This is a genomic window from Alysiella crassa DSM 2578 (assembly GCF_000745955.1).
GTDB lineage: Bacteria > Pseudomonadota > Gammaproteobacteria > Burkholderiales > Neisseriaceae > Simonsiella > Simonsiella crassa.
Genome location: NZ_JQKH01000075.1, coordinates 1 through 12,588, shown reverse-complemented (window position 1 = coordinate 12,588; position 12,588 = coordinate 1). Strand labels below are relative to the sequence as shown.

Sequence of the window (12,588 nt, the reverse complement as noted above, 5' to 3'; positions counted from 1 at the left end):
ATTCAATTTAAATCAGGACAAGGCGACAGCGACCGCCGTGTACACATAGTACATAAGGGAGCTGGCAACGCGGTACTGGTTTAAATTGAATTCACTATAAATTCAATTATTTACTTGTATCCAAACCACACAGAATCAATTTAAAGGGCAAATCTTGCTCGCTCAATTTGCTACGCGTACTCTCTTGATTTGCTTGTAAAAAACTGATGTTGGTGAAATATTTATTTGCCGCCACTTCAGGCACCACCCCCAAAGCAGGGTCAATTTCCACACTCAATAATTGCGTGGTTTGCACCAAACCGCCGTGTTCATATTTCCCAGAAACCGCTTGACAATCAATCACTTGTGGATTACTGCGCAAAGTTTCCAACACCAAACCCACCGCATTCTGAATCGGCAAAGCAGTCGCACTCCATTTACGCAAATATTCGCGCCGTTCCGCCGCCGTTTGATTCAACCAAAAATGATAGCTGGGCAATTCCACCGCCGTGTTGCTTCCCACAATATTCAAACGCTGTTTAAACGCGGTAAGCCATTCATTTTCACGCAAATTTTGTGCGCTGTGCGTGTTCAAAGTTTGCAATTCTTGAATCGCCTGATTCAATTTTTCCAAACGTGCTGAATCGGGTGTACCAGACGCGTTTTGCTGCAAACGCTGACGCTCAAGTTCTTGTAACATATCGCGTTTTAGTTCAGCTTTGGACGCGCATTCCACCAATTCAAACAAGGTGTAAATTGCCGCGTGGTGCATCCACTTATCATCACCCGCCAAAGCTTCATTAAAGCGGTCAAATAATTGCTCCACGCGAATATAATTGCGTACACGTTCAGTCAGTGGAAAATCAAAATGCAGCATATTAACGGCTCTCTTGTGTATTTAAAATCTGTTGATAAACAATATGTTGCCGTTCAACTGCCTGTTGTAAATCGTGCAGGCTGCCTGAATTCTCCAACACATCGTCTGCCAATGCCAAACGCTCGGTGTCGCTAGGCTGATTGGCGATAATTTGTTTAACTTGTTGTTCAGTAAATGAATTTCTTTGCATTACGCGTTGAATGCGTATTGACTCATCGCAATGTATCAACAAAACCCGTTGAATAATTTGCAAAAATGGCGATTGTGGGCGCAACAAGGGCAATTCCACCAGACCATAAATATGATTGGCATAATCCGCTTGTTGGCGCACAATTTCTTGCAAAATCAAGGGGTGTAAAATGCTTTCTAAAGTGTGTTTGGCTTCAGGCTGCCTGAAAATCAAATCGCGCATCATGGTGCGGTTCAGGCTGCCTGAATTATGCAAAACGTGTTCGCCAAATGCTTGTTTAATCAACACAATGGCGGGACTATTGGGCGTGTCAATCAGTTCGCGGTTGATGGCGTCCGCGTCCAACACAGGCACGCCGTGTTGTGCAAACAATGCCGCCGCTTGGCTTTTGCCGCTGCCAATGCCGCCCGTTAATCCAATCCATATCGTCATGTGTTTACCATTTTATGTTTCAGGCTGCCTGAAAAATCAAAAACCTGATTTTTGCAGCCACCAAGTAATCAAACTAACTGCTTGAGCATGAAACAGAAAAATCAACCAACCCGCAATCGCCAAACAAGGACCAAACGCCATCGGTTGCCCCTTGCCCACGCGTTTAAGCAATGCCGCCACAATGCCCGTCAGCGCAGCCATCATTACCACAATGGGCAAATTCGCCGCCCCACACCACGCACCAATCGCCGCCAGCATTTTGAAATCGCCATAACCCATGCCGTCCATGCCACGCAGGATTTTGTGGATTTTATTCAATGTCCACAAACTCATATAACCGCACACCGCGCCCAACACGGCAGATTCTAACGACACAAATTGAGTGTGCCAGTTAAACAATAAACCCAGCCAAATCAAAGGCAAAGTCAATTGGTCGGGCAATAATTGCGTGTCCGCGTCAATAAAAGTCATCGCCACCACAAACGCAGTCAGCAAACAGCCCCAGACCGTGATTTCCGTCCAGCCATATCGCCACGCCACCACACCAAACAACACGCCCGTCAGCAATTCCACCAAAGGGTAACGTATGCTAATCGGCGTTTTACAAGTGTGGCATTTTCCACGCAAAATCAACCAGCTAATAATCGGGATATTCATCCATGCTTTCACGGGCGCACCGCAATTGCCGCAACGCGAGCGTGGTTTGGATAGGGTGAATTCGCCTTGTTGTTCGGCGGTTAAACTGATGTGTTGGCGCAGGGTTTGGGCGGCGTTTTCAGGCAGCGTGTTGATGAATTCATCGTTTAATTTCAACTGCTCACGCGCCGCCTCATTCCATTCACGATTCAAGATAACGGGCAGGCGGTAAATCACAACGTTCAGAAAACTGCCCACGAGTAAACCGAACAATACCGCCATAAAAATTGCCGCATTTTCCATATTAACCAACCACTTGACCCAAGTTGAAGAGCGGCAAGTACATCGCTACCAGAATCGTACCCACAATACCACCCAACACCACCATGATAATCGGTTCCATCAATGAAGACAGCATGTCCACCGCCGCATCCACCTCATCTTCGTAGAATTCGGCAACTTTGTTTAACATATCGTCCAATGCACCCGCTTCTTCACCAATCGCCGCCATTTGCACCACCATATTCGGGAACAATTGGGCAGCCTGCATACCTGAAGTCAGCGAAATACCCTGATTCACTTTGGAACGAATTTCATGCGTGGCTTCTTCATAAATAATATTGCCCGAAGCACCTGCCACCGAATCCAATACTTCGACCAATGGCACACCAGCCGCAAACAGTGTCGCGGTGGTACGCGACCAACGCGCAATAGTCGCTTTCATCACAATATCACCAAAAATCGGCAATTTTAATAACATCGCGTCAATGCGTTTTTGCAAAGTCGGAGAACGCTTCACAATGGCAATACCACCCGCCACCGAACCCACTAAACCAATCACAATAAACGCACCATGCGCCACAAACGCATTAGAAATCATCATCATGAATTCAGTCAAAGGTGGCAATTTCGCGCCCATACTGTCGTATACCTTTTTAAATTCAGGCAATACGAACATCATCATCACCATCACCAACACCACTGCTACCACCAAAATGGCAATTGGGTAAGTTAAAGCACTTTTCACTTTTTTCTTGATGGCTTCGGTTTTTTCCATATAAGTTGCTAATTTATCTAGCAAAGAATCCAATACACCACCTGCTTCACCTGCACCGACCAAGTTACAGTAAAATTTACTGAACTGATTGGGGTGTTTAGCAAACGCGTCTGCCAACGATGTACCTTGTTCCACATCGGCACGCACCGACATCAATAATTCTGTCATAGACGCATTCGCATGACCTTTTGCCACAATATCAAATGCTTGCATTAAAGGCAAACCTGCTTTCATCATGGTAGAAAGCTGGCGAGTAAACACCGCAATATCGCCTGTGGTGATTTTTTGCTTTTTCGCCTTTTTCATTTTGACGATTTGCAAAACTTTCACATTGCGGCGTTTCAGTTTCGCGCGTGCTTCTTCTTCATTACGCGCAACCACTTCACCGCGCACAATGGATTCAGTTTGCAAATTTCGTCCTTCAAACTGGTAACGATTACCACGTTCTTTTTGCTGTTTAGGCTTGGGCGCGGCTTTTTTGACAGGCGCTTTTTTGACTGGTTTTTTAGCAGTAGCCATAATGTTCTCGGTATCTCAATTAAATTAAAAACAGATATTCAGGCTGCCTGAAAAGTGAATGTTCCCCTTTTCAGGCTGCCTGAAAGCATTATTCGTTGGTGGTTGCCACCACTTCTTCCAATGTGGTTACGCCCTGCATGACTTTGAGCAAGCCAGAACGGCGCAAATCGCACAAGCCTTCTTCATAAGCAATATTGGCAATGTCCACTTCCGTACCGCCTTTCATAATCACGGCGCGCATTTTTTCCGTCATCGGCATTACTTCATACAAACCCGCACGACCTTTATAGCCTTTGCCCTTGCAATTATCACATCCCACAGCGCGATACATCGTCCAATCTTTTGCCAAATCTTCGTCTGTGAAACCTGCTTCTTTCAACACGGCTTCGGGCGGACGTTCCATTGGGGCTTTACAGCTTGAACACAAACGGCGCGCCAGACGTTGCGCCATAATCAAGTTCACCGCCGAAGCAATATTAAACGGTGCCACACCCATATTCAACATACGCGACAAGGTCGCTGGCGCATTATTGGTGTGCAAGGTGGAGAACACCATATGACCCGTTTGCGCCGCTTTAATCGCAATATCCGCCGTACCCAAGTCGCGAATCTCACCAATCATGATGATATCAGGGTCTTGACGCAAGAACGCTTTTAAGGCTGCCTCAAAAGTTAAGCCTTGCTTATCGTTCACGTTTACTTGGTTAATCCCTGGTAAGTTAATCTCTGCAGGGTCTTCGGCGGTGGAAATGTTCACATCGTCCGTGTTCAAAATATTCAAGAAGGTGTACAGCGACACGGTTTTACCCGAACCTGTTGGCCCCGTTACCAGCACCATGCCATACGGACGGCTAATCGCATCCAAAATCAATTCTTTTTGGAAATCTTCAAAACCCAACTGATTGATATTCAGGAAAGATGCGTCCGAATTCAAAATACGCATTACGACTTTTTCGCCAAACAAACAAGGCATGGTGTTCACACGAAAGTCAATTGCTTTGGTATTTTTGGAAAATTGCAACTGAATACGTCCGTCCTGTGGTACGCGTTTTTCAGAAATATCCAATTTCGCCATCACCTTAATCCGCGAAGCCAATTGGCTACGCAAATTCAACGGCGGCTGCACAATTTCACGCAACACACCATCGGTACGGTAACGCACCCGCGCCATAAATTCGTAAAACTCAAAGTGAATATCCGAAGCACCTGTATTCACCGCGTCAAACAAAATTTTCTGAATAAAGCGGGCGATTGGACCATCTTCCTCTTCTTCGCCGCCCACAATCATGGTTTGCGCTTGTGATTCTTGCAAAGTCGCGTCCATGCCCATTTCTTTAATCAGGGATGCGCTACTTTGTTGCAATTCTTCCAATAAATTATCCAAATGATCATTACGGACAATAATCAGCTCAACGGATAAACCCGAATTAAACACCGCCTTTTGCACATTTTGCAAAATGGTCGGGTCGGACACGGCAACAAATATTTTGCGCCCACGTTTAAACAAGGGAATGCAACGTTGAATTTGAATTTGTTCTTCGTCCAAAATATCCATTTGAATGCGTTTGGTCGGAAACGATTTCAAATCAAATTGTGGATAGTTAAACAAACGCGACATCAACGCCGATAAATCTTCCGCTGAAATTACTTTATCATTAATGATTTGAGCAATAATGTCTTTTTTACCGCTCTCAATCGTTTTCTGATATTTTTCCACCTTGTCTTGCGGAACAAGTTTTTGCTGTATTAAAACGCGTAGTAAACCGATACTCATAGTGAATAGACCCGTGGCTTATAGCCGTAAAATAATATGGAATAATTATACAGGATAATTGTATTGTTTTGCGTGGATTGTAAAGGATTGTATCTATTGTGCAAATTAAATATATTTGCAGGCAGCCTGAAAGAGCTTTACTGTGTATTCAAACGCAACAAACGAATACACAAACCCACACCCAACACCGCCAACAACACATTCAAAATATGCAGGCTGCCACGCCAATCCCCCAAACTCCCCCCTACCCCATTCACCAAAAAATGCTCGGGATACGCCAACACCACAGGATTCAACACCGCTACCGACACCAGCAAACCCAGCCACAATAAAGCAATCCATTTTCGTACCCCCACCGATGTTCTACCCCAATGCTCACGCGGACGACTCGCCACAAACGCCCCCAGCCACGCCAACAGACCCACACCATTTGACACTTTAAACAATTGGCTCATAATGCGCGTTGCCAGCTCATTGTTCACCACATCGCTGGTAAACAAGATGGGCGACACCACCACAGAAAAACCCAATTGCAAACCCAACCACGCCGCCATACACAGCGCAATCAACCGTTTCATCATCACAATCCTTGTGTTTCCAATACAATAGATTGTTCTATTTTAACAAAAGGCTGCCTGAAAGCGTTAATCTTTATTCAGGCAGCCTTTTGTTTTGATGATAATTTAAGACACTTTTTAGATATATTGCACCGTTAAAATTTCATATTCGCGCATACCGCTTGGCGCGTGAACTTCAGCCACATCGCCTTCTTCCTTGCCAATCATGGCGCGGGCAATGGGCGAGCTAACCGAGATTTTGAACAATTTAATATCGGCTTCATCATCGCCCACAATTTGATAGGTGGTTTCTTCATCACTTTCCAAATCCAGCACGGTTACGGTTGCGCCAAACACGATTTTGCCTTCCGCGTGGATTTCGGCAGGGTTAATGATTTGCGCGTGCGACAATTTGCTTTCCAATTCCGCAATGCGCCCTTCAATAAAGCCTTGACGTTCTTTGGCGGACTCGTATTCCGCATTTTCCGACAAATCGCCATGTGAACGCGCTTCCGCAATCGCTGCAATAATATCGGGACGCGCCACGCTTTTCAGGTGTTGCAATTCATTTTTCAACAATTCTGCGCCGCGTAAAGTTAAAGGAATTTTTTTCATAACATCATTCTCCAAAATTCTACCGTTGTCTTTAAAGGTAGAAATTTCCCGATTGATGAATAGATAATCATCAATCGGGTCAGTTAATTAAATTTAACAAATAAAATAGATTTAAATTGTTTCAGGCTGCCTTTCAGTACACGACAATTTTTTGAAATTGCCACAAACCTGTTCCCTCCCCCGCCAGCGTGGGAGGGGACAGGTTTTAGGTAGTATGAAAAATTTTTGTCGTGTACTGTCAGGCTGCCTGAAAACACAATCCGTTTAATAAAAAGAAAGGCAAGCCACTTAAAAATAAGCGGCTTGCGTGTGCAATCAATGCGATGGGGCGAATTGTACCAAATTGCCACAAAAAGGCAATCGCTTTCACACATCGTCCATCAAAAAACGTGGGTTTATTGCAACGGTTTCAAATCCATCACTTCCATCAGGAAATTGGTAAATGCTGGGTTGGCGGGTTTATTGCTCATGCTGCCCCAGCGTTGTTGCCAGCCTTTGAGTGCGCTGATGATGTATTGTTTGGATTGTTCTTGTGAAATCACACCGCGTTGGCTGTCCAATGCCGCTTTTTGATAGACTTCATACATGCTGTCGTCAATTTGGTTGCTGCCCACCAAATTCAGGCGGTAACGGTTCAAATATTGAGCAGCCTGCACTTTGGTCAAACGACCCGCCCCCACTTCACCACCCAAACGTTGTGCTTCTTGACGGATTTTTGCCACATCGCCCCAATGGCTCGCCGCCACGCGATAACCCACCGCATTGCCCGACACCACAGGTGCGCTGCCTGTATTATTGCTGGTGGTGGGCGTACCCATAGGCGCATTGACCGTAATACACGCGCTCAAAGACATGGCAACCAGCAGGGTTAAAGGAAGTTTCTTGAATAATGTTTGCATGATTGTGCTTACCTTGTTTTTGGTTTTTTAAGAAAGTAAAGAGCGTTAATATTACATGATTGCCTATCTTTTGCACAATATGGCAAGGGAATTGCGTGTGTAAATTTACTTTCAGGCTGCCCATTCTCACCACCACCCAAGACAGCCTGAAACACAAAATGGTTTTTTTACAACCTTTTTTAGGCTGCCTGAACATTTATTTCGTGAATAAAATCAGTTATTCGGTATAATTCAGTCTTTAATATTTTTCAAATTACACATGCACGGAGCAAACACCATGTCTACAGAATTAAGTACTTTATTACACAATCAGTTAGGCGATATATTAAAACGCCATCTTGCCACCAAAGGCGAACACCCATTCGCTGCAGATAAAGCCGTTGATTTGGTTTTGCCAACCATTGTGGCGGCAATTTTGGCACATGTAAACGGCAGCCGCGATAAAGCAATGGCGTTGTACAACAAAATTATGGATGAACGCTCCGAATTGCATGGTGCAGTACAAAACGCCATCACTTCAGGTAATATCGCACCAAACATTACCGAATTAGGACAACATTTTGCCAGCTCCATTTTGGGCAGCGACCAAGCCCATGTGGTTGCCGCACACATCGGCAAAGAAAGCAGCGTATCCGATGAATCCGCCACCAGCTTATTAAACAGCGCATTGCCTTTGGTTTTGGCGGTGTTGCGTAGCCAAAATTGGAGTCCAGCAGGTTTGTATCAAATTTTAAGCAATCAATCTTGCTGGCTGACCAAAGCATTGCCTGCGGGCATTATGATTGCTTTGGGCATTGGCAGCTCGGCGGGTTTGAGCGCGAGCGTGGCGGCTTTGGCAAGCACATTGAGCGGCTATGTGGCAAGCGCAGCCACCAACGCGGCAGCAGGCAGCACCGTAACCGCCGCAACGGCTGCGGCGGCTGCACCTATGGCGGCTGGTTCAGGCGGTTCGGGCTGGGTGAAAGCATTGGTGTGGCTGGCATTGGCGGCGGCGGCGATTTTCGGCTTACGCATGTGCATGAACGATGACAAAGCCAGCAACACCACCGCCACCCAACCACAAATTAGCCAAAGCAGCGAAACTTCAGGCAGTTCAAACAACTCAAATGGTGGTGCAACAGACAATTTAGCCGCTTCAGGCAGCCTGAACGATATGGGTAGCGCAACGGCTTCATCTGATGAAAATAAAAATGCGAATAACGGCACGGCGGCTGCTTCATCTGAAAATCAACATTCAGAGAATACAGCCACAAGTTCATCTGACAAAAATCAATCCGATGACAAAACAGCTGCTTCATCTGAAGAAAATAAATCCGATGACAAAACAACTACTTCATCTGACGAAAATAAATCTGATGACAAAGCAAGCAATTCATCTGCAGAAAATAAATCCGATGAAAACAAAAACACAGTAGAAAATTCAGGCAGCCTGAACGAATCTGCCAACACGCCACCACCAGCCAATGAAAGCCGCGCCGTATTGGAAGATGGCATGGTGAAATTCTACTTCGCCACAGGTTTTAGTCGCCTTGCTAAAAACGCAGACGAAGTCGCCAAAGAAGCCATTGAAGCAGGCAAAGCGGGCAAAAAATTAACCATCAGCGGCTTCACCGACAGCACAGGCAAAGCCGCAGCCAATGAAAAATTGTCCAAAAAACGCGCCGAAGTCGTGAAAAAATTCTTTATTGAACGCGGCGTGGACGAGAAAAACATTGTGTTGCGTAAACCCAAAAACAGCGTGGGCGCAAAAGGTGAAAGCCAAGAAGGTCGCCGCGTGGAAGTGCAAATTACTGATTAATTTTCTGTTTTTATCCCCAGCAGGCAGCCTGAACCATCTTCAGGCTGCCTGAATTTAATTAAGAAACCAAATAATATGAATAAACAAACACGCATTGAAATGTTCACGCGTTTACGCGCCAATAATCCACACCCCACCACCGAATTGAATTTTTCTTCACCATTTGAATTATTGATTGCCGTGTTGCTGTCAGCGCAAGCCACCGATGTGGGCGTGAATAAAGCCACCGCCAAATTATTCGCCGTTGCCAACACACCACAAGCGATGCTGGATTTGGGCTTGGAAGGCGTGATGGAATACACGAAAACCATCGGTTTGTATAAAACCAAATCCAAACACATTATAGAAACCTGTCAAACTTTATTGGCAAAACACGGCGGCGAAGTGCCACGCACCCGCGAAGAATTGGAAGCCTTGTCGGGCGTGGGTCGCAAAACGGCAAATGTGGTGCTGAACACAGCGTTTGGGCAGCCTGTGATGGCGGTGGACACGCATATTTTCCGCGTATCCAATCGCACAGGTTTGGCGGCGGGCAAAAATGTGCGCGAAGTGGAAGACAAATTAATGAAAAATATCCCCAAAGAATTTTTAATGGACGCACACCATTGGCTGATTTTGCACGGTCGCTACACCTGCAAAGCGCAAAAACCGCAATGCCAAACGTGTTTAATCAATGATTTATGTGATTTTGGTGGAAAAACGGTGGTTTAGACATAAAAAACGTAGGGTGCACCGTGCGCACCAAAATAATTGAATCATTTAAATATTTCGGTAAATTTAGTGCGCACGGCGCACCACCCTACGATTATTTTTGTCGTGTGCAACAAGGCAGCCTGAAAACCAAATTCGCCATAAAAATAACCTAGTTTAACCAAAATCAACACATTTCCCCTATATAATAGTGTCGTTCTCTCAACCCAAACAAATAAGGAAAATCCGATGAAAAAATCCATTCAAATGAGCGCATTGGTTTTGATGACGGTTTTGTCTGCAGGCGCATTTGCCAAAGACGCGAAAACCGCCCCAGCCACCTTGAGCATTGACAGCAAAACCGAAGTGGCTTACACCTGCCAAATTCAAGAAAACGGCAAAAAACGCAACCAAAACATCACCGTTATGTACGGCATGAAAAACGGCGAGCCAATTGTGGCACAAGCCAAAGTAAACGGCGTGATTTCCACAGGCTTGTTCCGCGTGGCAGACCCTTTGCTTAACCGCTTTGTGAGCGAAGGCGCAGACGGCACCATGTGGACGACCTTGCCCGCCAAAGCCAGCGAAGTTCGCAATGTGGACGGCGGCACATTATCGGTACAACGCAATGGTGCCAACGCCATCATCGTGGAAAAATGTGCTTTAGACAAAGCCGCCACCGCCAAATTGAAATAATTTTTCCCCAAAAAAGGGCGCAAATATTTTATTATTTGCGCCTTTTTTCCATTCAGGCAGCCTGAAACCATGACATTATTAAATAAAATCCTAGCCGCCGCCCTATTATTTGCCCTACTGATTTTTATCTGGCGCGTATTATTGGGCAAACACGAAAAACAGGTTTTTCATCAAACCGTGCAATTTATCGCCAAAATCATCGTCATCGTGGCGATTATGGTGGGATTATTGAGCGTCTATCAGCGTTATTTTTAATTTCAGGCAGCCTGAAAGCCAAAGTGTCTCATTTTTACAAATAAAAAATAAATTATTAAAAAACAAACACAAAGATAGTAATTTTTGCAAAAAAACCACACTTCCCCCAAAATAAAGCGCAATATTATTTGTCTTTTTCAGCCGAAACCATTATATTGACACCTGAATTGAACTGTTTGGGCGCAAGTCCAAATATTTTAAACATCTCGATGCGAACTTTGTATAAAACAAAATTCGTTGTTTTATTTCTAATTTTAAGGAATGACAGAAATGAAAAAAACTCTGATTGCTTTGACATTGGCTACTTTACCTGTTGCAGCTTCTGCTGACGTGGTTTTGTATGGTGTGATTAAAGGCGGTGTAGAAGTTACTCGTAGCTTTACTTCTAATATCGGCGACAAAGGTACTTCTACTAAAATCGTTGACTACGGTTCACGCATTGGCTTTAAAGGTCATGAAGATTTGAACAACAACTTGCGTGCTATTTGGCAATTGGAGCAAGATGTTAATATCGGTGGTGGCAATACTGGCTTCTCTACTCGTGATTCTTTCATTGGTTTAACTGGTAACTTTGGTACCGTTAAAGCTGGTCATTTGAGCACACCTGTAAAAGACATCAATGGTCGTTTGGATCAATGGGAATACGATAACAATGCTGCTGGTTTGGGCATTTACACTCGTACCAATGCTGCTGTTGATCGTAAAGTTGCCGCAAGCTATGAAACTCCTAATTTTGCTGGTTTCCAAGCTCAGGCGTATGTATCTCCTAGCGACAACAATAACAACAACAACAACTCTTCATTCGTAAGCAATAATACAAATTCACCTACTGATAGAGAAGCTGCTGTTTATGGTGCTAAATTAGGTTATGAAAATGCAGGTTTCTTTGCTGATGTAGCAGGTACATATGTTAAAAACTCTGTAACAAATGCTGCTGGTCAAGGTAAAGATGGTTACCAAGCTGCTGCTAACGTAGGTTTTGAAAATAGCAACTGGTTAGCAGGCGTTGGCTATCAACAATCTCGTTATGTTGACGATGTTGAAAGTTTCACAGGTGAGCCAGGAACTGCATTAGGTGTCAATGAAATTGTTAAAGGTAGCAAAGAAGTAGTTGCTAGTGCTGCTTACACTATTAACAATGCAGTTCGCTTAAAAGGTTCTGCTGCTTATGGTTTTGACATTAAGAGCTTACCAACAGTTGGTATTACTCCTGCTACCGCTACTGCTCCTGTATTGAATGACGCTAAATACGTTCAAGGTGTTGTAGGTGCTGATTACTTGTTGTCTAAACGTACTGCATTGAACGGTCAAGTAGGTTACTTGGAACTGAAAGACGGTAACAAAAACAAATACAAAAAAGGTGCTGTAGGCGTAGGTATGTCTCACAAATTCTAATCTGAAATATTCAGTTAAGATTGCCTAATCAAAAGGCTTGTTATTTTCGGATAACAAGCCTTTTTATTTTCAGGCTGCCTTTCAGTACACGACAAAATTCATGTAGGGTGCGTATTACGCACCGAAATTTCAATTATTTGAATGATTTGGTGCGTGGTACGCACCCTACATTTTGAGTGTTGGTAAAAATTGTCGTGTACTGAAAGGCTGCCTGAAAAA

13 protein-coding genes are annotated in these 12,588 nt (G+C 44.5%); 5 read left to right on the top strand and 8 right to left on the bottom strand.

Annotated features, from left to right (window positions below; genetic code table 11):
* Positions 1-106: 106 nt before the first annotated feature.
* The 8 genes from zapD to Q338_RS10000 form a co-directional block, all read right to left on the bottom strand.
* Positions 107-856, bottom strand: coding sequence for a cell division protein ZapD (gene zapD / locus Q338_RS10035; RefSeq protein ID WP_034294937.1), 750 nt, complete (start codon positions 854-856; stop codon positions 107-109).
* A 1-nt stretch (position 857) separates the two neighbouring features.
* The gene (coaE, locus tag Q338_RS10030; RefSeq protein ID WP_034294935.1) at positions 858-1,478 is read right to left on the bottom strand and encodes a dephospho-CoA kinase; all 621 of its coding nucleotides are present in this window, start codon (positions 1,476-1,478) and stop codon (positions 858-860) included.
* A gap of 36 nt (positions 1,479-1,514) precedes the next feature.
* Positions 1,515-2,417, bottom strand: coding sequence for a prepilin peptidase (locus Q338_RS10025; RefSeq protein WP_051968598.1), 903 nt, complete (start codon positions 2,415-2,417; stop codon positions 1,515-1,517).
* Position 2,418: 1 nt separating this feature from the next.
* Positions 2,419-3,690 carry a type II secretion system F family protein gene (locus Q338_RS10020; protein ID WP_034294928.1) on the bottom strand — a complete coding sequence of 424 codons (1,272 nt, stop codon included), beginning with the start codon at positions 3,688-3,690 and terminating at the stop codon, positions 2,419-2,421.
* 88 nt (positions 3,691-3,778) lie between these two features.
* Positions 3,779-5,464: a type IV-A pilus assembly ATPase PilB gene (gene pilB, locus Q338_RS10015; RefSeq protein ID WP_034294925.1), complete on the bottom strand. Its 1,686-nt coding sequence runs from the start codon at positions 5,462-5,464 to the stop codon at positions 3,779-3,781.
* A 137-nt stretch (positions 5,465-5,601) separates the two neighbouring features.
* Positions 5,602-6,045: a DUF4149 domain-containing protein gene (locus Q338_RS10010; protein WP_084693589.1), complete on the bottom strand. Its 444-nt coding sequence runs from the start codon at positions 6,043-6,045 to the stop codon at positions 5,602-5,604.
* A 114-nt stretch (positions 6,046-6,159) separates the two neighbouring features.
* Complete coding sequence (gene greA / locus Q338_RS10005) at positions 6,160-6,636, bottom strand: transcription elongation factor GreA (protein ID WP_034294922.1); 477 nt, start codon at positions 6,634-6,636, stop codon at positions 6,160-6,162.
* A gap of 395 nt (positions 6,637-7,031) precedes the next feature.
* Complete coding sequence (locus Q338_RS10000; protein WP_034294920.1) at positions 7,032-7,535, bottom strand: hypothetical protein; 504 nt, start codon at positions 7,533-7,535, stop codon at positions 7,032-7,034.
* A 277-nt stretch (positions 7,536-7,812) separates the two neighbouring features.
* Here Q338_RS10000 and Q338_RS13825 point away from each other — a divergent pair, with 277 nt between their 5' ends.
* The 5 genes from Q338_RS13825 (at position 7,813) to Q338_RS09975 (ending at position 12,369) form a co-directional block, all read left to right on the top strand.
* A complete protein-coding gene (locus Q338_RS13825; protein ID WP_051968597.1) occupies positions 7,813-9,333 on the top strand; it encodes an OmpA family protein in 1,521 nt (506 codons plus the stop codon).
* A 75-nt stretch (positions 9,334-9,408) separates the two neighbouring features.
* Positions 9,409-10,044: an endonuclease III gene (gene nth / locus Q338_RS09990; protein ID WP_034294918.1), complete on the top strand. Its 636-nt coding sequence runs from the start codon at positions 9,409-9,411 to the stop codon at positions 10,042-10,044.
* A gap of 228 nt (positions 10,045-10,272) precedes the next feature.
* Positions 10,273-10,719: a hypothetical protein gene (locus Q338_RS09985; RefSeq protein ID WP_051968596.1), complete on the top strand. Its 447-nt coding sequence runs from the start codon at positions 10,273-10,275 to the stop codon at positions 10,717-10,719.
* A 69-nt stretch (positions 10,720-10,788) separates the two neighbouring features.
* Positions 10,789-10,974: a protein MIGRI gene (locus Q338_RS09980; RefSeq protein ID WP_034294916.1), complete on the top strand. Its 186-nt coding sequence runs from the start codon at positions 10,789-10,791 to the stop codon at positions 10,972-10,974.
* Between the two features lie 270 nt (positions 10,975-11,244).
* The gene (locus Q338_RS09975; RefSeq protein ID WP_034294913.1) at positions 11,245-12,369 is read left to right on the top strand and encodes a porin; all 1,125 of its coding nucleotides are present in this window, start codon (positions 11,245-11,247) and stop codon (positions 12,367-12,369) included.
* Positions 12,370-12,588 lie beyond the last annotated feature (219 nt).